22 protein-coding genes and 1 riboswitch are annotated in these 20,444 nt (G+C 74.5%); of the genes, 5 read left to right on the forward strand and 17 right to left on the reverse strand.

Going from position 1 to position 20,444, the window contains the following annotated elements; translation table 11 throughout:
• Positions 1–188: 188 nt before the first annotated feature.
• From QE452_RS16350 to QE452_RS16360, 3 genes are read left to right on the forward strand one after another with little or no spacing between them, the layout of a single operon-like run.
• Complete coding sequence (locus QE452_RS16350) at positions 189–1,178, forward strand: aminotransferase class I/II-fold pyridoxal phosphate-dependent enzyme (RefSeq protein WP_309659231.1); 990 nt, start codon at positions 189–191, stop codon at positions 1,176–1,178.
• The gene (gene cbiB / locus QE452_RS16355) at positions 1,171–2,100 is read left to right on the forward strand and encodes an adenosylcobinamide-phosphate synthase CbiB (RefSeq protein ID WP_309659230.1); all 930 of its coding nucleotides are present in this window, start codon (positions 1,171–1,173) and stop codon (positions 2,098–2,100) included. Before QE452_RS16350 ends, cbiB begins: the two co-directional genes overlap by 8 nt.
• Positions 2,088–3,551 carry a cobyric acid synthase gene (locus tag QE452_RS16360; protein WP_309659229.1) on the forward strand — a complete coding sequence of 488 codons (1,464 nt, stop codon included), beginning with the start codon at positions 2,088–2,090 and terminating at the stop codon, positions 3,549–3,551. Before cbiB ends, QE452_RS16360 begins: the two co-directional genes overlap by 13 nt.
• On the opposite strand, the gene cobS is transcribed toward QE452_RS16360, so the two are convergent.
• The 7 genes from cobS to QE452_RS16395 all read right to left on the reverse strand — a co-directional run bounded on the left by cobS (position 3,538) and on the right by QE452_RS16395 (position 8,045).
• Entirely contained in the window at positions 3,538–4,245 is a 708-nt protein-coding gene (cobS, locus tag QE452_RS16365; RefSeq protein WP_309659228.1) for an adenosylcobinamide-GDP ribazoletransferase, read from the reverse strand. The genes QE452_RS16360 and cobS overlap by 14 nt on opposite strands.
• Positions 4,246–4,446: 201 nt before the next feature.
• Complete coding sequence (locus QE452_RS16370) at positions 4,447–5,031, reverse strand: histidine phosphatase family protein (RefSeq protein ID WP_309659227.1); 585 nt, start codon at positions 5,029–5,031, stop codon at positions 4,447–4,449.
• Complete coding sequence (gene cobT / locus QE452_RS16375; RefSeq protein ID WP_309659226.1) at positions 5,028–6,041, reverse strand: nicotinate-nucleotide--dimethylbenzimidazole phosphoribosyltransferase; 1,014 nt, start codon at positions 6,039–6,041, stop codon at positions 5,028–5,030. Before cobT ends, QE452_RS16370 begins: the two co-directional genes overlap by 4 nt.
• Positions 6,038–6,448, reverse strand: coding sequence for a DUF1636 domain-containing protein (locus tag QE452_RS16380; RefSeq protein ID WP_309659225.1), 411 nt, complete (start codon positions 6,446–6,448; stop codon positions 6,038–6,040). The genes cobT and QE452_RS16380 overlap by 4 nt, the downstream gene beginning before the upstream one ends.
• Positions 6,448–7,059, reverse strand: a complete 612-nt coding sequence (cobO, locus tag QE452_RS16385) for a cob(I)yrinic acid a,c-diamide adenosyltransferase (protein ID WP_309659224.1) — start codon at positions 7,057–7,059, stop codon at positions 6,448–6,450. The genes QE452_RS16380 and cobO overlap by 1 nt, the downstream gene beginning before the upstream one ends.
• Positions 7,056–7,772, reverse strand: coding sequence for a CbtA family protein (locus QE452_RS16390; RefSeq protein WP_309659223.1), 717 nt, complete (start codon positions 7,770–7,772; stop codon positions 7,056–7,058). Before QE452_RS16390 ends, cobO begins: the two co-directional genes overlap by 4 nt.
• A gap of 54 nt (positions 7,773–7,826) precedes the next feature.
• A complete protein-coding gene (locus QE452_RS16395; RefSeq protein WP_309659222.1) occupies positions 7,827–8,045 on the reverse strand; it encodes a CbtB-domain containing protein in 219 nt (72 codons plus the stop codon).
• Positions 8,046–8,101: 56 nt separating this feature from the next.
• Positions 8,102–8,173, reverse strand: a riboswitch (cobalamin riboswitch).
• Positions 8,174–8,243: 70 nt separating this feature from the next.
• Between QE452_RS16395 and QE452_RS16400 the strand changes: the two genes are divergently transcribed.
• A complete protein-coding gene (locus QE452_RS16400; RefSeq protein ID WP_309659221.1) occupies positions 8,244–8,789 on the forward strand; it encodes a histidine phosphatase family protein in 546 nt (181 codons plus the stop codon).
• A gap of 22 nt (positions 8,790–8,811) precedes the next feature.
• On the opposite strand, the gene cobF is transcribed toward QE452_RS16400, so the two are convergent.
• The 5 genes from cobF to cbiE are packed head-to-tail and all read right to left on the reverse strand — an operon-like array spanning position 8,812 to position 13,214.
• On the reverse strand, positions 8,812–9,585 hold the full coding sequence (gene cobF, locus QE452_RS16405) for a precorrin-6A synthase (deacetylating) (RefSeq protein WP_309659220.1): 774 nt from the start codon (positions 9,583–9,585) through the stop codon (positions 8,812–8,814).
• Positions 9,582–10,898 carry a cobyrinate a,c-diamide synthase gene (locus QE452_RS16410; protein WP_309659219.1) on the reverse strand — a complete coding sequence of 439 codons (1,317 nt, stop codon included), beginning with the start codon at positions 10,896–10,898 and terminating at the stop codon, positions 9,582–9,584. Before QE452_RS16410 ends, cobF begins: the two co-directional genes overlap by 4 nt.
• Positions 10,895–11,659 (reverse strand): precorrin-4 C(11)-methyltransferase, encoded by a 765-nt coding sequence (cobM, locus tag QE452_RS16415; RefSeq protein ID WP_309659218.1) that lies wholly within the window; start codon positions 11,657–11,659, stop codon positions 10,895–10,897. Before cobM ends, QE452_RS16410 begins: the two co-directional genes overlap by 4 nt.
• Positions 11,656–12,018, reverse strand: coding sequence for a cobalamin biosynthesis protein (locus QE452_RS16420; protein WP_309730396.1), 363 nt, complete (start codon positions 12,016–12,018; stop codon positions 11,656–11,658). Before QE452_RS16420 ends, cobM begins: the two co-directional genes overlap by 4 nt.
• On the reverse strand, positions 12,015–13,214 hold the full coding sequence (gene cbiE / locus QE452_RS16425; RefSeq protein WP_309659216.1) for a precorrin-6y C5,15-methyltransferase (decarboxylating) subunit CbiE: 1,200 nt from the start codon (positions 13,212–13,214) through the stop codon (positions 12,015–12,017). Before cbiE ends, QE452_RS16420 begins: the two co-directional genes overlap by 4 nt.
• Here cbiE and QE452_RS16430 point away from each other — a divergent pair.
• Positions 13,213–13,965 carry a cobalt-precorrin-6A reductase gene (locus tag QE452_RS16430; RefSeq protein WP_309659215.1) on the forward strand — a complete coding sequence of 251 codons (753 nt, stop codon included), beginning with the start codon at positions 13,213–13,215 and terminating at the stop codon, positions 13,963–13,965. The two genes, cbiE and QE452_RS16430, sit on opposite strands and share 2 nt — an antisense overlap.
• Here QE452_RS16430 and cobJ read toward each other — a convergent pair.
• From cobJ to cobN, 5 genes are read right to left on the reverse strand one after another with little or no spacing between them, the layout of a single operon-like run.
• Positions 13,941–14,690, reverse strand: coding sequence for a precorrin-3B C(17)-methyltransferase (gene cobJ / locus QE452_RS16435; protein ID WP_309659214.1), 750 nt, complete (start codon positions 14,688–14,690; stop codon positions 13,941–13,943). The two genes, QE452_RS16430 and cobJ, sit on opposite strands and share 25 nt — an antisense overlap.
• The gene (cobI, locus tag QE452_RS16440) at positions 14,687–15,412 is read right to left on the reverse strand and encodes a precorrin-2 C(20)-methyltransferase (RefSeq protein ID WP_309659213.1); all 726 of its coding nucleotides are present in this window, start codon (positions 15,410–15,412) and stop codon (positions 14,687–14,689) included. The genes cobJ and cobI overlap by 4 nt, the downstream gene beginning before the upstream one ends.
• Positions 15,409–16,038 (reverse strand): precorrin-8X methylmutase, encoded by a 630-nt coding sequence (locus QE452_RS16445; RefSeq protein WP_309659212.1) that lies wholly within the window; start codon positions 16,036–16,038, stop codon positions 15,409–15,411. Before QE452_RS16445 ends, cobI begins: the two co-directional genes overlap by 4 nt.
• Positions 16,038–17,159: a cobalamin biosynthesis protein CobG gene (locus tag QE452_RS16450; RefSeq protein WP_309659211.1), complete on the reverse strand. Its 1,122-nt coding sequence runs from the start codon at positions 17,157–17,159 to the stop codon at positions 16,038–16,040. The genes QE452_RS16445 and QE452_RS16450 overlap by 1 nt, the downstream gene beginning before the upstream one ends.
• Complete coding sequence (gene cobN / locus QE452_RS16455) at positions 17,156–20,440, reverse strand: cobaltochelatase subunit CobN (protein WP_309659210.1); 3,285 nt, start codon at positions 20,438–20,440, stop codon at positions 17,156–17,158. Before cobN ends, QE452_RS16450 begins: the two co-directional genes overlap by 4 nt.
• Positions 20,441–20,444 lie beyond the last annotated feature (4 nt).

The raw sequence follows: 20,444 nt of genomic DNA on the forward strand, positions 1-20,444 counted from the left end.
AGCAGACCCATCCCGGCGAAGGCCGGGATCCAGTTGGGGGACGGTGGTACATTCCTCGAATCGTCTCCCAACTGGACCCCGGCCTTCGCCGGGGTGGTGACGGAGTGGCATGTGGCGGTCATTTCTTCGCTACGGTCGGATAGCGACCCGGCGCCCGCCCATGCGGTCTTTCGACCGGAGCCTTACGCTTGCACGACCTGACCTTTCACGGTGGCCGGCTGGACGTGGCGGCGCAGCGTTACCCGGATGCGCCGCGCCCATGGATCGACCTGTCGACGGGCCTCAATCCCTTTGCCTGGGATGCGGCATCCGTGCCGATCGACTGGCGCGCCCTGCCAAGCGACGCGGCGCGGCGGGCGTTGGAGACCGCCGCCGCCACCGCCTTCGGCGCGGCGCATCTGCCGGTCGCGGCGGTGCCGGGCAGCGAGGCGGCGCTTCATGCGCTGGCCGGGCTCGACCTGCCGCGCCCCTACACGATCATCGGCCCCGGCTATCGCGGGCATGGCGCGGCGCTGCCCGGCGCGCGCATGGTCGCGGCCGATGCGCTGGAGGCGGCGGCGGCGGCCGGCGGCACGCTGCTGCTCGCCAATCCCAACAATCCCGATGGCCGCCGCCTGCCCCCCGAGCGGCTGCGGTCGGTCGCCACGCGGCTGGCGGCGAAGGGCGGGCTGCTGATCGTCGACGAGGCGTTCGCCGATGCCGTGCCGGGGACCAGCCTGCTGCCGTCCCTGCGCGCCGACGACCCGGTGCTGGTGCTGCGCTCCTTCGGCAAGTTCTACGGGCTGGCGGGGCTGCGGCTCGGCTTCGTGCTGGGGGCGGATCGCTATGTCGCGGCGCTGGCGGCCAGGATGGGAAGCTGGCCCGTCTCCGCCGCCGCGATCGCGATCGGCACCGCCGCCTATCGCGACCGCCACTGGCCGGCCATGACCGTCGCGCGACTGGAGGCGGCCGGCGCGCGGCTCGATGCGCTGTTGCGCCGCCACGATCTGGAGCCGATCGGCGACTGCCCCTTGTTCCGGCTGGTCGAGAGCGACCGGGCGCCCGCGCTGTTCGACCGGCTGGCGCGGGCCGGCATCCTCACTCGCCCCTTTGCCGAGGATGCGCGGCGGCTGCGCTTCGGCCTGCCGGGCGGGGCGGCGGCCTGGGATCGGCTGGCGGCGGTGCTGGCCGATGGCTGAACCGGTCGCGCTCGCCGCGCTGGTGGGGGAGGCGGCGCTCGGCTGGCCGGCCTGGCTCTATGCGCGGATCGGCCATCCGGTCGGCGGCTTCGCCCGGCTGATCCAGGGATGCGAGCGGCGCTGGAACCGGGCGGAACGATCCGAGGCGCGGCGGCGTGCGGGCGGGGTCGCGACCATCGCGCTGGTCGTCGCGACCGGTGCCGGCGGCGGCTGGATCGCGCAGACGCTGGCGTTGCACATGGTCGGCTGGATCGGCGTGGCGCTGCTCGCGGTGCCGGGGCTGGCGCAGCGCAGCCTGGACGATCATGTCCGCCCCGTCGCCGCCGCGCTGGAGGCGGGCGACCTGGCAGCGGCGCGCATCGCGGTGGGCCGGATCGTCGGGCGCGACGTCGCCGCGCTCGACGCGGCCGGCGTCGCCCGCGCCGCGATCGAGAGCCTGGCGGAAAGCTTTTGCGACGGCGTCGCCGCGCCGCTCTTCTGGCTGCTGCTCGGCGGGCTGCCGGGGCTGTGGGCCTATAAGGGCGTCAACACCGCCGACAGCCTGATCGGCCATTACGAGCCGCGCTGGCGGGCGTTCGGCTGGGCGGCGGCGCGGCTGGACGATGTCGCCAATTGGGTGCCGGCGCGGCTGGCGGGGGCGCTGATCGCTCTGTGCGGCGGCGGCGGCTGGCGGACGATGCGACGCGATGCCCGCCGCCACGCCTCGCCCAATGCCGGCTGGACCGAGGCGGCGATGGCGGGGGCGCTCGACCTGCGGCTCGCCGGCCCGGTCGCCTATGACGGCGTGGTGATGGACAAGCCGTGGATCGGCGCCGGCCGTGCCGAACTGACCGCGCGCGACGTGCGGCGGGCCCTGTGGCTCTATCGCCGCGCGTGCGTGGCCTTGTGGATCGTGGCAGGGGGGATCGCATGGCGGCTGTGATGATCCAGGGCACTGGCTCCGATGTCGGCAAGTCGGTGCTGGTCGCGGGCCTGTGCCGCGCGCTCGCCAATCGCGGCCTGCGGGTCCGCCCGTTCAAGCCGCAGAACATGTCGAACAACGCAGCCGTCACCGCGGATGGCGGCGAGATCGGCCGCGCCCAGGCGACGCAGGCGATGGCGGCGCGCGTCGCCCCCAGCGTCGACATGAACCCGGTGCTGCTCAAGCCCCAGGGCGACCGTACCTCGCAACTGGTGGTGCGCGGGCGGGTGCGCGGGATATTGGCGGCGGCACGCTGGCGCGAGGGGCGCGAGGGGCTGCTGGACGAGGTGCTCGCCAGCTATCGCCGGCTGGCGGCCGACAGCGACATCGTCATGGTCGAGGGGGCGGGATCGCCGGCCGAGATCAACCTGCGCGGCGGCGACATCGCCAATATGGGCTTTGCGCGCGCGGCCGGCGTGCCGGTGCTGCTGGTCGGCGATATCGACCGGGGCGGGGTGATCGCGTCGCTGGTCGGCACGCGCGCGGTGATCGACCCGGCGGACGCGGCGATGATCCACGGCTTCCTGGTCAACAAGTTCCGGGGCGACCCGGCGCTGTTCGCGGACGGCTATCGCGCGATCGCGGAGCGGACGGGCTGGCGCGGCTATGGCGTCGTGCCCTGGCTGGCGGAGGCGCACCGCCTGCCGAGCGAGGATGCGGTGGTGCTGCAACGGCCCGGCCCCATGGCCGGCGAGCGGGTGGTGATCGCCTGCCCGATCACCCGGCATATCGCCAATTTCGACGATCTCGATCCGCTGCGGCTGGAGCCGGGCGTGGAACTGGTGATGGTGCCGCCGGGGCGGCCGATCCCGCGCGACGCGGCGCTGATCGTGCTGCCGGGGTCGAAGGCGACGATCGCCGACCTCGCCTTCCTGCGCGAACAGGGTTGGGACATCGATATCCGCGCGCATCACCGCGCGGGTCGGCCGGTGCTGGGGCTCTGCGGCGGATACCAGATGCTGGGGCGGAGCGTCGCCGATCCGCTGGGGTTGGAGGGACCGCCGGGCACCGCATCGGGGCTGGGACTGCTGGCGGTCGATACGGTGCTGGGCGGCGACAAGCGGCTGGCGCAGGTCACGGGCACGGCGCTGGGCGCGGCGTTCACGGGCTATGAGATCCATCTCGGCCGCACCGAGGGGCCGGACGGCGCACGGCCGCTCACCCGAATGGCGGACGGCCGGGCGGAGGGGGCGGTCAGCGCCGACGGGCTGGTCAGCGGCAGCTATGTCCACGGCCTGTTCGGCCTGGCGGCGCAACGCGCGGCGTGGCTGGCGCGGCTGGGCGTGTCGGCGCAGGGGCCGGATCATCGCGCCGCGATCGATGCGGCGCTGGACGCGATCGCCGCGACGCTGGAGCGGCATGTCGATCTCGACGCGCTGGTCGCCCTGTCGCGGACCGCTACGCCGCGATGACCAGCGCGAGGAGCAGCAGCGTCTCGACCGTCTCGATCCCCGCGCCATGCGCGTCGCCGGTGACGCCGCCGATCCGCCGTTTCAGATAGAGCCCCCAGAGCGGGATCAGCAGCGGCGCGGCGAGCAGGCCCGGCCGCACCACCCCGAAGCCGAGCAGCACCAGCCCCCAGCCCACCAGATCGCGCCTGCGCACGCCGGCCGAAATGCCCGCGCCCAGCCCCGGCTTCAACGGCGGCAGCCAGCGCGCCCAGGCCAGCGGCCCGCATCGCGCCGCCACCGGCACCAGGATCAGCGCCGGCCATGCTGTAGGGCCCAGCGCATGGAGCAGCACCAGCTTGGCGAGCAGTTGCAGCTGGATCGCCACGGTGCCGAAGCTGCCGATATGCGGATCGGCCATCACCGCCAGCAATCGCGTCCGATCGCCATGCGCCGCGCCCAGCCCATCGGCCAGGTCGGCCAGCCCGTCGAGATGCAGCGCCCCGGTCAGGCCGGTCCACAGCACGAGCGCCGCGAGCGCGCCCAGCCACGGATCGACCCGCGCGCCCAGCACCGCGCCGCCCGCGACCGCCAGCCCGACCAGCAGCCCCGCGACCGGAAACCAGCGCACCGCCGCCGCCCGTGCCCCCGCATCCGCCGCGACGCGCGGCACCGGCAGTCGCGTGCAGAAGCCGATCGCCAGCCACAGGGGCGTCATCGATCGGGCCGCACAGGCAAGACGCCTGCCCGGTATCGCCTCCTGTCCCACCCCGGCGAAGGCCGGGGTCCAGTTGGGGGACGCTGGCAAGGGGTCACGATCGCTCCGTAACTGGACCCCGGCCTCCGCCGGGGTGGAGGGTCCATAGTGGCGAGGGCCTAATCAAAGGATCGGAGCCAGAGCTATCCCCATGCTGCATCCTCACGCCGCCAGCCCGACGATCCGCGCCATCGGCGGTGCATCCCGCGCCATGCCCGGCCACAGGTCGAGCGACAGTCGCGCCGCATAGGGCAGGTCGAACGCCCAGACCTGGTGCGCGTCGAGGCCGCATCCCACCGCCAGCGCCGCGCGCATCGTGCCGCCATGGGTGACGACCAGCGCCGCGTCCCCCGCCCGGGTCAGATCGGCCAGCGCCGCGCCTACCCGCTGGCACAAGGCGGACCAGCGCTCGCCGCCCGGCGGCGGGCAGGCGTCCGGATCGGCATGGAACCGATCCAGGGCTTCGCGGTCGCAAGCGCCGGGCAGGCGTCCGTCCCAGGCACCGAAATCCAGCTCGCGCCAGCGCGGATCGATCGCGACCGGACGCGCCCCGCCGATCGCGCGGGCGCAGTCGAGGGCGCGCACCAGGTCCGAACTGTACAGCGCGACGTCGCCGACCTCCAGCGCCGCCATCCGGCACGCCGCGATCCCCGCCGCCGTGACGCCCGCATCGGTGCGCCCCAGCAGCCGGCCGGGCTGGTCCGGCGCGCCGTGGCGAAGCAGATGCACGCGCACCGGCCCGCTCATTCGCTCGCGACGCCCGCCTCGGCGAAGGTCGCCATCTCGTTATGCGCGGCGAGCGCGGCGCGGACGATCCCCGCCGCCACCGCCGCGCCGCTGCCCTCGCCCAGCCGAAGGCCGAGCGCCAGCAGCGGCTCCAGCCCCAGATGGCGGAGCAGCCGCTGGTGCCCCGGCTCGGCGGAGACATGACCGGCCAGGCAATGGTCGACGATGCGCGGTTGCCAGCGGGCGAGCGGGGCGAGCGCGGCGCTCGCGATGAAGCCATCGAGCAGCACCGGCACGCGCGCATGGCGCGCCGCCAGCATCGCGCCGGCCATCGCCGCGATCTCGCGCCCGCCCAGCCGGCGCAAACCCTCGAACGCCGAGACGCAGTCGCCCCGGTGCAGGTCGAGCGCCCGGTCGATCAGCGCGCGCTTGGCGGCGAGGGCCTCGCCTACCACGCCGGTGCCCGGACCCGCCCAGTCGCCGGCATTGCCGCCGAAGCTGGCGGCGCAGAGCGCGGCGGCGGGGGTGGAATTGCCGATCCCCATCTCGCCCGGCAGGATCAGGTCCAGTCCCGCCTCCACCGAGGCGGCGCCCAGGTTGAGCGCATCGAGGCATTCGGCCTCGCTCATGGCGACCGTCTCCGCGATGTCGCCGGTCGGGCGGTCGAGGTCGATCGCGACGACGCGCAGCTCCAGCCCGGCGGCACGCGCCAGCGCGTTGATCGCGGCGCCGCCGGCGTCGAAATTGCCGACCATCTGTGCGGTGACTTCCGGCGGGAAGGCGCTGACGCCGCGCGCGGCGATGCCGTGATTGCCCGCGAAGATCGCGACCCGGCCACGGTCCAGCCGGGGCCGGTCATGGCCCTGCCACCCGGCCAGGAACAGCGCGATCTCCTCCAGCCGGCCGAGCGACCCGGCGGGCTTGGTGAGCTGCGCCTGCCGATCCCGCGCGGCGGCGACGGCCCGGTCGTCCGGTCCGGGCAGGTCGGCGAGCGCGGCGGCGAAGGCGGCCGGCGTGTCGAAGCGGATCATGCGACCAGCGCCCCGGCGGGCGGCGTGCGGGCGATGAAATGGCCCTTCACCCCCTCCGGCCAGTCGCGATAGGGCACCTGGCCCGCCGCGCTGTCGGCATAGCGGGCGGCATAGTCGAGGATCGCGCGCGCCGCCGCCTCGTCCGGGGTGAACCGACCCAGGATATAGCCGACCTTGCCCTCCGCCCGCAGATGCACGGTGCAGAACTCCGTACAGGCGAACAGGCAGGGCATGGCGTGGACGGCGACGCCGGCATAGGCGGGGTCCTCGGCCTGGAGCCGGGTCAGTTCCGCGGCCAGCATCGCGCCGCCGCGCCGGCCGGCGCCATCCTCGCGATCGTCCTTCGAGAAGCGGCAGGCGTTGCACGCGATGACGGCGGGGCCGTCGGCGACGGGCAGGATGTCCATCAGAATTCGATTCCTTGCTGCGCCTTGATACCGCCGCGGAACGGATGCTTCACCGCAGTCATCTCGGTGACCAGGTCGGCGGCCTCGATCAGGGCGGGGGGCGCGTTGCGGCCGGTGACGACGACATGTTTCATGGGGGCACGCGCGGTCAGCACCGCCAGCACCTCGTCCAGCGGCAGATAGTCGTAGCGCAGCACGATGTTCAGTTCGTCCGCGACCACCAGCGCGATGTCCGGATCGGCAATCAGCCGGACGACTTCGTCCCAGGCGGTGCGCGCGGTAGCGATGTCGCGGGCGCGGTCCTGCGTGTCCCAGGTGAAGCCCTCGCCCATCGGGCGGAAGCTGACCAGGTCGGGAAAGGCGTCGAAGATCGCGCGCTCGCCGGTCGCCATCGCGCCCTTGACGAACTGGACGATGCCGACCTTCATCCCATGGCCCATGGCGCGCACCGCCATGCCGAAGGCGGCGGTCGACTTGCCCTTGCCGGGGCCGGTATGGACGATCAGCAGGCCCTTCTCGCCGGTGCGGCTCTCCATCATGTCGCGGCGCGCGGCCTGGATGCGCTGCATCTTGGCCCGGTGCAGGTCGTTGCGGGCGGTGTCGTCGGTCATGCCGGTCGGGCCTGCAACAGCCGCTCGGCGCTGCGGCCGAACAAGTCCGCCATCGCCAGCCAGAACACCCCCTGCACCGCCAGCGAGGCGAGGCGGAAGCGCCAGAGCAGGCTGGCCGGGAAGCCGGCGGGGACCTCGTCGATATGCGGCAGCAGCCAGGCCGCCAGCGCGATCAGCAGCGCATAGAGCGCGCCGGCCGCCAGCAACCGGTCGGGCGCGGTCAGCCGCGCGGCGAGCCGCTGCCACAGGATCAGCGACCCGGCGGCGGCGACCAGCGACCAGGCGATCAGCGCGAAACAGGCGGCGGTGCGCAGCCGCACCGTCTCGTGCAGCCCGACCGCCGGCGGATTGGGCGGATAGACCAGGGCCGGCACCAGCCCGATCGCGACGAAGCCGGCGAGACCCAGCAGCAGCGCCAGCCCGCGCGGGCTGGCCCGGCCGACCCGGCCCTGCATCCCGGCGAACAGGATGGCGAACACGCCGCCCAGGGCCGCGCCATAGACCAGCATGGCGGTATAGAGGCCATAGGTCTTCTGGGTCGCGCGGCTGACCAGTTCGACCTCCTCGCCGCCCATATGATGGGCGGAGCGCGCGGCCTCGAAGGCGATGGCGGCGTCGATCGACGGTTCGGCGAACAGCAGCGCGACGGTGGCGGCGACGAACGCCCCGACCAGTCCGGCGAGCATACCCCGCCAGAGGAGAGATGGAGTCATCGAAGACCCTCCCGCTCGAATGTCAGATGGCCGGGGGGCGCCCGGCCGCAGGCGTCAGTGGCAGGGGAAGCCGAGCAGGTGCCGGCCGTCATGCACATATTCGTGCACCATCATCCCCTTGAACAGCGCGAACGCGCCCTGTTCGGTGCTGACGAAATAGAGCAGGACCACCGCCACCAGCGCGGCGAACACCGCCCAGGGGGCGATTTCGGCGAGCGGAATGGGGCGGGGGATGGGACGGGATGCCGGGATGGCGGCGGTGGTGCCGGTCATGGTCACGAAGCTCCTGCCGGGATGGCGCGCCCGGTTTGGGTGAAGGCGCCGGGCGGGGTCTGACTCGCGCCGGGCCCGGGCCCGACGATCACAGTGGCGCGACCGCGCCGGATTCCCACCGGCTTCCCGCCCGGCTCCGATGGCCCATGCTCTGCCGGCTTGCGGCGGGCGCGTCAACCGAGCAGAGGCGGGGGCATCATGTCGATCCGGCTCGTCCTGCTCTGCGCCGCCGCGACCGCCGCGCGCCGTTGCCCCGGCTTTCCCGATCCGGCCGATCCGCTGGATGCGGGCGGCATCGCCAAGGCGCGTGGGTTGCGGCTGGAGGGGCCCCGGCCCGAGCGGGTCGTGACGGCGCCCGATGGCGCGGCGCGGGAGACGGCGGCGCTGCTCGACCTGTCCGCCGAGGCGGTGGATGCGCTGGCGGATCGCGACCATGGCGCGTGGACGGGATGCGGCTTCGACGCGATCGATCCGGAGGCGCTGACCGGCTGGTTCGCCGCGCCCGCCGCCGCGCCGCCGGGGGGCGAGTCGATGGCGGCGGTGGCAGCGCGGGTCAGGCCATGGCTCGCCGGTCTGGAGGGGCGCGTGCTGGCGATCACCCATGCCGCGGTGATCCGCGCCGCGATCGCGGTGGCGCTCGATGTGCCGGTGGCGGCGACGCTGGCGATCGATGTCGCGCCGCTGACCAGCGTCGTCCTGTCGCGCCAGGGCCGCTGGCGCCTGCAAGCGTTGCGCCCGCGATAGTCGCGCGGCGCAACTTCGGGGCTCAGTCCGCCGTCCCCCGCCGCAGCAGATAGCTGTCCATGATCCAGCCATGTCGCGCGCGCAGCTCGGCGCGAAGGGACGGGATGGTGTCGCGCAAGCTGGCGAGCGGCCCGGCGGCGAGCGCTTCCTGCGCCATGCCCAGATAGGCCCCCCACCAGATCCGCACCCCCGCCGGATCGACGGTGCGGAACGCGGCGCCGGCATCGAGCATCACCGCGACCGTATCGACCCCCGCCGGCCATCCGTCCGCGATCAGCCGCCGGCCGGTCGTCACCAGCACCGGTGCGCCAAGGGTGTTGAGCGGGATCGCATGGGCGGCGGTCAGCGCCTGGAGCGCGGTGATGCCAGGCACGACGCGCACCGTCATCCGCATCGCCCCGGCGGTCAGCCGCGCCGCAATGCGCAGGCTGCTGTCGTAGAGCGACGGATCGCCCCAGACGAGCAGCGCCAGCCGCCCGCCGTCCGGCAGATGCTCGGCGATCGCGTGCGCCCAGGCGGCGGCGATCGCATCGTGCCAGTCGTCGACCGCCGCCAGATAGGGGCCGTCGCGGCCGCGCTCCGGCAGGTCGAAGGCGACGATGCGCGCACCGGTCGCCACCGACCCGCACAGCGCCCGGCGCAGGTCGAGCAGCTCGACCGTCTCGGCCCGCTTGGCGGGCAGCAGGATCAGGTCAGCATCGCGCATCGCCGCCTCGCCCGCGCGGGTCAGGTGGTCGGGATTGCCGGTGCCGATGCCGATCAGGCTGAGCGCGATCCGTGGCCCGTCCCCGCTCATGCCTCGGCCCGGATCAGGTGGAAGAAGCTGCCGGTCACCGCGCCGCGCCGCGATCCCGTCTCCGGCACCACCGCCCCTTCGGCATCGGTGACGATGGCGAGTGGCGCATCGGGTTGCGCCTGGATGGTACAATAATGGAATTCATGGCCGGTCAGCACGGTGTCCGCCGGGATCGCGCCGACCGGATGCGCCAGCACCGCGCTGCGATAGCCGAGATGCATCCGCCGCTGCTGGTGGCTGGTGACCAGGCCGAGCAACCCGGCCATGCGATGCGACACCCCGTGCGCGTCGACCAGCGCCTCGCCCAGCGCCATATAGCCCCCGCATTCGCCATGCACCGCGCCGCCGCGCGCGACATGGCGGTGCAGCCCGTCGCGGAACCGGTCGGCGGCGGCGAGACGGCCGGCATGAAGCTCGGGATAGCCGCCGGGCAGCCAGACCATCTCGGCATCCCCGTCCGGCGCTTCGTCGGCGAGCGGCGAGAAGGGCCGGATCTCCGCCCCCGCGCCATGCCAGTCGCGCACCAGATGCGGATAGGTGAAACTGAACGCCGCGTCGCGCGCCAGGGCGATGCGCTGCGCCGGGGGCGGGGCGGCGGTCGCCAGGCCGGTCGGGCGGACGGCGGTGACGGCGGCGGCCTCGCGCAGCGCGGCGAGGTCGACATGCATTCGGATCAGCGCCGCGCACGCATCGATATGCGCGTCCAGCGCCGGATGCTCGGTCGCCTGGACCAGCCCCAGATGGCGTTCGGGCAGGGTCAGGTCGGGCCGGCGCGGCAGGCTGCCGAACACGCGCAGGCCGGCCGCCTCCATGCCCCGGCGCACCAGCCGCTCGTGACGCGGGCTGGCGACGCGGTTCAGGATCACGCCCGCCACCGGCACGGCGGGGTCGAAGCCGGCGAAGCCGAAGGCGGTGGCGGCGGCGGATTGCGCCTGGCCCGACACGTCGATCACCAGCACCACCGGCCAGCCCATCCGCATGGTGATGTCGGCGCTGGCCCCATGCCCGGTCGCGCCGCGCGCGGCGACGCCGTCGAACAGGCCCATCGACCCCTCCGCCAGCGCCAGGGTCGCCTGGTCGTCGACATTGGCCAGCGTGTCGAGCAGCGCGCCCGGCATCGCCCAGCTGTCGAGATTATAGGATTCCCGGCCGCAGGCGATCCGGTGGAAGGCGGGGTCGATATAGTCGGGCCCGCATTTGAACGGCTGCACCGCGACGCCGTCGTCGCGCAGCGCCCGGAGCAGCCCGAGCATCACCGTCGTCTTGCCGGTGCCCGAGGCGGGGGCGGCGATCACCAGGCCGGGACAGGTCATGCCTGCGCCTCCACGCTGCGGAAGCGGCGGTCATAGCCGGCGTCATAGAGGCGGCTGGCGGCGAAGTCGGTCGTGTCCAGCACGCGCCCGACCAGGATCAGCGCGGTCCGCTCCGGCCCGTCCGCCGCCGCCTGTTCGATGGTGGCGAGCGTGGCGCAGACGATCCGCTCCTCCGGCCAGCTTGCCCGCCAGACGATCGCGACCGGGCAATCCGCGCCGTACAGCGGCTGCAGATCGGCGACGACGCCGGCCAGATTGTGGATCGACAGATGGATCGCCAGCGTCGCCCCCGTCGCGGCGAAGGCGGCCAGGGTTTCGGCCGGCGGCATGGCGCTGGCGCGGCCGGGGGTGCGGGTCAGCACCAGGGACTGCGCCACGCCGGGCAGGGTCAGCTCCGCCTCCAGCGCGGCGGCGGCGGCGGCGAAGGCGGGGACGCCGGGGGTGACCGTCACGGGGATGCCGAGTCCACGCAGCGCTCGCAATTGCTCGCCCATCGCCGACCAGATCGACAGGTCGCCCGAATGGAGCCGCGCCACGTCCAGCCCCGCTTCATGCGCGGCGACCATCTCGGCGATGATGGCGTCCAGCGACAAGGGCGCGGTGTTCACGATCCGCGCGCCCGGCGGGCAATGATCGAGCAGGGCGGCGGGCACCAGCGACCCGGCATAGAGGCAGACGGGCGAGGCGGCGATCCGGTCGCGGCCGCGCAAGGTGAGGAGGTCGGGCGCGCCGGGGCCGGCGCCGATGAAATGGACGGTCATGACTGGGTTCTCTGGGCGATGGCGCACGTGGCGGTGCGGTCGGTGGCGATGTGGCGGGGACGGAGCAGGCGCGCGCCCGGCCCGGCGCCGGCGAGCGCGGCGGCCTCGGCGACGCTGCCGGTGCCGCGCCGGGCGAGGCTGATCGCGGAGCGGGTCGGGGTGGCGCGGCCTTCCAGCATCTCGGGCGACAGCGCGAGCAGCGGCAGGCCGAGCGTCGCGGCCAGCGGCGCGAGCGCGGCGCAGCGATCCGCCGGCGCGGCGAGGGCATCGATCCGTCCACCGCCCCAGGCGCCGGCGAGCGCATCGGCATAGGCGGCGGCGGTCGCGGCGGCGCGGCCGCCAAAGCCGGCGACGATCACAGCACCGCGCTCCATTGCACCACCGGATAGCTGGCGCGCCAGCCGCGTCGCGATCCCAGCGGCCGCGCCTCGGCCAGCTCGATCCGCAGCAGCGTGCCGCCGCGCCGCTCGTGCCATTCGGCGAGCAGCATCTCCGACTCCAGCGTCACCGCATGGGCAACGATGCGGGTGCCGGCGGGCATCGCGGTCGCCAGCATCGCGAGCAGTGGCGCGGACAGGCCGCCGCCGACGAACACGGCATCGGGCGGCGGCCGGTCGAACAGGCAGTCGGGGGCGCTGCCGGTGACGATCGCCAGCCGGTCGACGCCCAGCCGCCGCGCATTGTCGGCGGCCCGCGCCGCCCGGACCGGATCGCGCTCGAAGCCGGTGGCGCGGTTGTGCGGGTGCGCCAGCAGCCATTCGATGCCGATCGCGCCCGAGCCGGCGCCGATGTCCCACAGATGCTCGCCCGGCCGGGGCGCGAGCGCGGACAGGGCCAGCGCGCGCATCGGCCGCTTGCTGATCTGCCCGTCATGCGCGAACCAGCCGTCGTCGATCCCGGCGACGCAGGCCAGGGTGTCGCCCGTGCCCGCCACCTCCAGCGCGACCGCGACCGGATGGCGGATATCGCCCGGCAGGGTGTCGGCGGCACCGAAGCGGCGGACGCGCTCGGCCGGGCCGCCCAGTGCCTCCAGCACATGGAGGGTGGAGGCGGCGAAGCCCCGCACGCGCAGATACTCGGCCAGCGCGCCGACCGCCGCCCCGTCGCGCAGCAGCAGGATCGCGCGGACGCCCCGTGCCAGCAGCGGTCGCAACCGGTCGAGCGGCGCGGCGTGCAGCCCCAGGCACTGGCAGCGCTCGATCGGCCAGCCCAGGCGCGCGGCGGCGAGCGCGAAGCTGGAGGGGGCGGGGTGCGCTGTCCATTCGCCCGGGGCCAGCCGCTCGGCGACCAGGCTGCCCGCGCCGAACCAGAAGGGGTCGCCCGAGGCGAGCATCACCACCCGCCGGCCCCGCTCGGCGAGCAGCGGATCGAGGGCGAAGGGCACCGGCCAGGCGATGCGCCGGGCCGCGATCCGGTCCGGCACCAGCGCGAGGTGGCGGGAGGCGCCGATCAGAATCTCCGCCTGTTCCAGCGCGATGCGGCTTGCGTCGCTCAGGCCCGCCGGTCCATCCTCGCCGATCCCGATGATCGTCAGCCACGGACCCGCTTCAACCATGCCGCATCTCCTGATCCTGGGCGGCACGACCGAGGCGAGCGCGCTGGCCACCGCCTGTGCCGCGCGCGGGCTGCCCGCGACGCTCAGCTATGCCGGGCGCACCGCCAATCCGGCCGCGCAAGCCGTGCCGGTACGCATCGGCGGGTTCGGCGGCGCGGCGGGGCTGGCCGAGTGGATGGCGGCGGCGGGCGTCACGCATCTGGTCGACGCCACCCATCCCTTCGCCGCGCAGATCAGCGCCCATGCGGTCGCCGCCGCCGCGCGCATCGGCGTGCCGCTGGTGGCGCTGACCCGCCCGCCCTGGCAGGCGGAGGCCGGCGACCGCTGGCGCCATGTGGCCGACATTCCGGGTGCGGTCGCGGCGCTCGCCGGGCCGGCGGAGCATGTCCTGCTCGCCCTGGGGCGGATGCATGTCGCAGCCTTCGCGACGCAGCCGCAGCATCATTATGTCCTCCGCTTCGTCGATCCCCCGGCCGAACGGCCGGTGCTGCCCGACCATCACCTGGTTGTCGATCGCGGACCCTTCACCGTGGCGGGCGACCGCGCGCTGATCGCGGCGCATGGCATCCAGCGGATCGTCTGCAAGAATGCCGGCGGCTCGGGCGCGCGGGCCAAGCTGGTCGCCGCGCGCGAACTGGGCGTGCCGGTGCTGATGATCGACCGCCCCGTGCTGCCTGAACGCGCGGCCGTGGACAGCGTGGCGGCGGTGTTCGACTGGCTGGCGGATCATGATGCGGATCGGGGCGTGTAGAGCCAGGGGGTGCCCGGTCGTTCGACGATCCGAGTCTGGCTGGAGCCGACGATCACCATCGTCCGCATGTCCGCCATGTCGCCGCTCGCCTGATCCAGCGGCACGATGCGCAATGCCTCGTCCGCCGTGGTCACGGCGCGGGCGAACAGCACCGGCCGATCGTCGCCACAGGTGGCGCGCAGGATGGCCAGGGCCCGGTCGAGACCGTCGGGCCGCGCCCTGGAGCGCGGGTTGTAGAAGGCGATGGCGAAATCCGCCGCCGCCGCCAGCGCCACCCGGCGCGCGACGAGCGACCAGGGTTTCAGATTGTCCGACAGGTTGATCGCGCAGAAATCATGGCCCAGCGGCGCGCCCGCCCGCGCCGCGGCGGCGAGCATCGCGGTGATGCCGGGCAGCACGCGGATGTCGAGCGCGCGCCAGGGGGCGGGGCCGGCCTCCACCGCCTCGAACACCGCCGCCGCCATGGCGAAGACGCCGGGATCGCCCGACGAGACGACGACCACGCGCCCGCCCGCCGCCGCCAGCGCCAGCGCCTGTTCGGCGCGCGCGCGCTCGACCCGGTTGTCGCTGGCATGGAGGGTCAGGCCGGGTCGCGGCGCGACGCGCGCGACATAGGGGATATAGCCGATCACGTCGGTCGCCTGCGCCAGCGCGTCCTGCACCTCGGGCGTGACCAGCGCCTCGCCGCCCGGTCCCAGGCCGGCGATGGCGAGCCGGCCGCTCATGGCCGCCGCCCCCGGCCATGGATCAGCAGGATCGCGAAATAGGGGGCGGTGTCGTCGGCCTCGGCCAGCGGGCGGACGCGCTCGCCCGGCATGGCGGCATATTCGACCAGCCAGGCCTCTCCGGTCCGCCCCGCCGCCGCGACCGCGCGGCGCAGCTTGGGCAGGTGGCGGCCGATCTTCATCACCACCAGCGCGTCGGTGTCGCGGATGCGGCGGGTCAGCTCCGCCTCGGCCAGCGTGGCGGTGGCGACGGTCAGCACGTCGTCACCCCAAGTGATCGGCTGACCGCTGGCGGTCCAGGCCCCCGACATGCCGGTGATCGCCGGCACCACCGCGACCGGCACCTGCGACCGCAGCCGGGCGTGGAGGTGCATGAACGATCCGTAGAAGAAGGGGTCGCCCTCGCAAAGCACCACCACATCCTCGCCGCCCTGCGCCAGCGCGGCGAGATGCGCGGTGCAGCGCGCGTAGAAGGACGACAGCCGGTCGTTGTAATCGGGATGGTCGACCGGAATCTCGGTCGTCACCGGATAGTCCATCGCATATTCGACCGCATCGGCGCGCAGCATGTCGCCGACGATGGTGCGGGCATGGCCGCGCCGCCCGCGTTTCCGGAAATAGGCGATGTGGCGGGTGCCGCGCACCAGCCGGTCGGCGCGGACGCTCATCAGGTCGGCGGCGCCGGGGCCCAGGCCCACGCCATGGATGGTGCCGCAGCTCATTCGGCGCGGCTCGCCAGCGCGTTGACGGCGGCGACGGTGATCGCGCTGCCGCCCAGCCGCCCCCGGACGATCGCGCACGGGACGGGTCGCTCGGCCCAGAGCGCGTCCTTCGACTCGACCGCGCCGACAAAGCCGACCGGACAGCCGATGATCGCGGCGGGGCGGGGGCAGCCGGGATCGGCGAGCATGTCGAGCAGGTGGAACAGCGCGGTCGGCGCATTGCCGATCGCCACCACCGCGCCGGCCAGATGCGGCCGCCACGCCTCCAGCGCCGCCGCCGACCGGGTATTGCGCATCGCCGCCGCCCGTTCGGCCACGCCGGGATCGTGGAGCGTGCAGATCACCGCATTGTCCGCGGGCAGGCGGGCGCGGGTGATCCCCTCGCTCACCATGCGCGCGTCGCACAGGATCGGCGCGCCCGCCGCCAGCGCCGCGCGCGCCGCCACCGCGAAGCCGGGCGAGAAATGGATATGGGCGGCCAGATCGACCAGCCCGGCGGCATGGATCATCCGCACCGCCACCGGCTCCTCTTCGGCCGAGAAGCGGGCGAGATCGGCCTCGGCGCGAATGATGGCGAAGGACCGGCGATAGATCGCCGCACCATCGGTTTCGTAGGAATGGGGCATCAACAGGCTCCGAAACGGGCGAGGAGTGTGGCGGCGTCCAGCCCCGCCTCGACGGGCGGATCGCCCGCGCGGGCGGCGAGCCCCAGGTCGAACCGGCCGTCGCGCCCGGTCAGCACGACCCGGGCGGGGCCACTCCGCGCGCAGCCCTTGGCGCAGCCGGAGACATGGAGTCCCGCGACATGGGGGGCGAGGCGGCGGGCGAGGTCGCGAGTCGCGACGCTCGCCTGCGGACAGGCGGGCGCGCCGACACAGGCATGGGCGGCGAGCAGCGGATCGGCGGGATCGAGGGCGAGGCCCGGCACCGGCACCGCCGCCGCGTCCTCGACCAGCAGCAGGCGCCACGGGGTCAGCCGCACGGCGGATGCGTCGGGTCGGTCGACCAGGGCGGTGAGCGCGTCCGCCGCGATCCGGCCGAAGGGCAGGCCGTACAGCGCCCCCAGCGGATGCGGCCCCGCCGCGAGCGGGCCGCCCTGCGCGGGCCTGGCATCGCCCTGCGCCCAGCCGGGCAGCGGCACCGGATGCCGCGCCATCCGCCCGCTGGCCTGGCCGCCGGTGTCGCGGAACCAGCGCGCCAGATCGATCGCCGCCGCCGCTTCCTCGCCCCTGGCGAGCGCCACGCCGGTCGCCTGCCCGCCGGCGCGCAGCATCGGGCCACCCTCCACCGACCGTTCGATGCGGATGTCGGCGGGCGTGTCGCTCAGCCGACCGGCGCGCCCGGCATCGACCGCGAAGCCGAACTTGGCGGGAAGCGCCGGCCAGTCGCCGCGCAATGCGAGCAACTCTGTGGCGATGCGATGCGTGTCGTCGCCCGCCTGCCAGTCGGGCGCGACCGTCAGTCCCGCCTGCGCATCGACCGCCGGATCGGGATCGACCAGGCCCAGCGCGACCAGGGTCTCGACCAGCGGTCGCCAGTTCGCCTCATCGACGCCGCGCAGTTGCAGATTGGCGCGTCGGGTCAGGTCGATCGCCCCCCGGCCGAAGCGCGCCGCCGCCGCCGCCAGCCCCAGCGCCTGCGCCGCCGACAGCCGGCCGAGCGCCGGCCGGACGCGGACCAGCAGCCCGTCGCCCGCCGCCATCGGCCGCCACGCGGCGGGGCACCAGCCCCGGACCCGCGCGGTCATGCCCGGTCCTCCAGCCAGGCGATGATGGCGTTGCGCCGTGTCGGCCACAGGCCGGACCGGTGGAGCGCGGCGAACCGGGCCTCCATCGCGCGCAATGCCTCCGGGTTCGCCTCCGCCAGGAAGGCGCGCACGTCGTCGCGGCCCAGCGTCGCGTCGTGATAGAGGTCGATCAGCGCAGGCGGCACGACCCGCGCCAGATGCGCGAAGCTGCCCAGATGGTCGAGCGTCGCCGCCAGTTCCGCCGCGCCGCGAAAGCCGTGGCGCATCATCCCCGCCACCCAGCGCGGATTGGCGGCGCGGGCGCGGACGGTGCGGGCGATCTCCTCCGCCAGCGGCCGGGCGCGGGGGCGTGTCGGATCGCGCGTGTCGAGATGCCAGAGCGCGGCCGACCCGCCGGTCAGGCGTTGCGCGGCGGCGAAGCCGGCCTGATGCGCGGCATGGTCGGCGGCGAGCAGCAGGTCGGTCTCGGGCAGGTCGTGGCAGTGGACGAAGCCATCGGCCGCCGCGACCCGCGCCGCCAGTCCGGGCGCATCGGCAACCCCGTCGCTGTCCGGCGCGTCGAAGGCGTAGCGCGAGGCGGCGAGCCACGCCTCGCCCGCGCGGGTGCGGCCCGCTTCGTCATAGTCGTCGACGGAATCGCCCATCGCCAGGCCGTAGCGGCCCGGGGCGGGGCCATAGACGCGGGGCGCCGGCGCGCCCCCGACGAACGGGTTCCAGTCCGCCGGCTCGTCACGGTCGCAGAGGGCGCGCACCGCCTGGCCGAACAGCGCGCACAGGCTGGGGAAGGTGTCGCGGAACAGGCCGGAGATGCGCAGCGTCACGTCGATGCGCGGCCGGTCCATCGCCATCAGTGGTCGCACCGCGATCCCGGTCACCCGGTCCGACCCGTCGTCCCAGACCGGCTCCACGCCGAGCAGATGGAGTGCCATCGCGAATTCCTCGCCCGCCGTGCGCATCGTCGCCGATCCCCACAGGTCGACGACCAGCGCGCGCGGATAGTCGCCCTGTTCCTGCAAATGGCGACGGACTAGTTCGTCGGCGAGCGTCACTCCCTGCGCATGGGCGGCGCGCGAGGGGATGGCGCGCGGATCGACGCTGTAGAGGTTGCGCCCGGTCGGCAGCACGTCGCGCCGGCCACGCCAGGGCGAGCCGGCCGGGCCCGGCTCGATCCGCCGGCCCGCCAGCGCGCGGAGCAGCCCGTCGCGCTCCGCCGCGGCACAGGCATCCCGGCCATAGACATGCAGGCCCTCGCCGAAGCGGCTGTCCTTCACGTCGCAGACGAACGCATCGATCCGCGCCATCGCCTCCGTCCGGCTGGCGGCGCGGGCGAGGCCGAGTTCGGCGGCGAGGCCCAGCGTCTCGGCCTCCTGCTCGATCGCACCCTGCAACCGGTCGCGCCGCGCCGGGTCGAGCCCGTCGGCGGTGGCATATTCGTCGAGCAGCGATTCGAGCCGGCCCAATCCCGCGCCTGCGCCCGTCCCCACCGTCTCCAGCCGGGGCGGCAGATGGCCGAGCGTCACCGCGCCGATCCGCCGCCGCGCCTGCGCCGCCTCGCCCGGATCGTTGACGATGAAGGGATAGAAGATCGGCAGGGGGCCGGTCAGCGCCTCCGGCCAGCAGGCGCCCGACAGCGCCACCGCCTTGCCCGGCAGCCATTCCAGCGTGCCGTGCGCGCCGACATGGACCAGCGCGTGGAGGCCCTGGGCGCGCAGCCACAGATAGAAGGCGACATAGGCGTGGCGGGGGGCCAGCGACAGGTCGTGATACTCGGCGGCGCGGTCGTCGGCGGTGCCGCGCTCGGGTTGCAGCGCGACCGATATGTGGCCCCGCCGGGTCGCGGCGAAATGGAAGGCGCCGTCGCGTACCGCCGGATCGGCGTCCGGCGCCCCCCAGCGCGCGGCCAGGTCGTCCCGAAGCGTTTGGGGCAGGGTCGCCAGCGCGGCGTGATAGTCCGCGAGCGGCCAGGCGATGACCTCGTCGGCCAGCGCCCGGTCGAGCGGTGCGCCAGGCCCAGTGGCATAGCCCGCGTCCGTCCAGTCGGCGAGCATCGCCTCGGCCGAGGCGATCGCGTCGAGGCCGACGGCGTGCGCCATCTGCCAGCTTTTGCCCGGATAGGTGGAAAGCACGATCGCCACCCGCCGCCCTTCCGCCGGGGTGGCGGCGAGGCGGTGCCAGCCGGCGACGCGGTCGGCGATGGCGGCGATCCGCTCGGGCTCGGGCTGGTGCGCGCGGGGGGCGAAGTGGAGCGCGGGGTCGCGCGCGCCGGCCTGTTTGAAGCTGGCGACGCCGGCGAAGATCCGCCCGTCGATCTCGGGCAGCACGACATGCATCGCCAGATCGGCCGGCGACAATCCGCGCGACGCGGTCGCCCAGGCGGCGCGGTCCGAGGTGGCGAGCGCGATCTGGAAGACGGGCGCTTCGCCGTCGAGCGGGCTGCCCATATCGTCGTCGCGCGCGGCGAAGGCGGTGGCGTTGACGATCGCCGCCGGAGCCAGCGCCGCCACCCAGCGCCGCAGCCAGCCGCGCGCCTCCGCGGCCTTGAGCGACGGCACGAACAGCGCCGCGACCGCGAAGCCGCGCGCCGTCAGCGCCCGTTCCAGCGCGGCGATGGGCGCGAGATCCTCGGCCAGCAGATAGGAGCGGTAGAAGGTGAGGAGGACCAGCGGCCGGGGGCTGGTCCATCGATGGGCCCAGAGGCTGGCGGCGGGGCAGGCCAGGCCGTGGCTCGCGCTCCACCCGCCGACCGGGGCGAGCGGCGCCGGCATCCCCGCGACCGGCGCGGCCAGCCCCGCCGCTTCCGCCAGCAGCGCCAGGGCCGCCCGCGCCGCCGCCGCGCCGCCCTGGTCGCACAGCGCCGCCAGCCGCGCGAGAATCGCCGGGGGCAGGGTGGATCGCTCGGTCAGCGCCGGGTCGGCCCGGCCGTCGCCGCTGACGATCGCCAGCGCGATGCCCCGGTTGCGGGCCAGCGCCTCGACCTGTTGCAGGCCATAGCTCCACCAGGCGGGGCCGCCGATCATCCGCACCAGGATCGCCTTCGCGCCCGACAGCGTCCGCTCGACATAGGTGTCGACCGACAGCGGATGCGCCAGATCGCCCAGATTGGCGAGGCGCAGCGCGGGCAGCGGCGTGCCGTCGCCGGCGGCGCCATGCCAGCCGGCGGCGAACGCGCCCAGGTCGCTGTCGGAAAAGGACAGCACGACCAGCGCCGCCGGGTCCTGCGCCAGGTCGCGCGGGGTGGCGGTCTCCTCCAGGCCGTGGCTCTCGCGGAAGACGAGGTGCATCGGG

The organism is Sphingomonas sp. SORGH_AS_0438 (assembly GCF_031453475.1).
In the GTDB taxonomy this organism is placed as follows: Bacteria; Pseudomonadota; Alphaproteobacteria; order Sphingomonadales; family Sphingomonadaceae; genus Sphingomonas.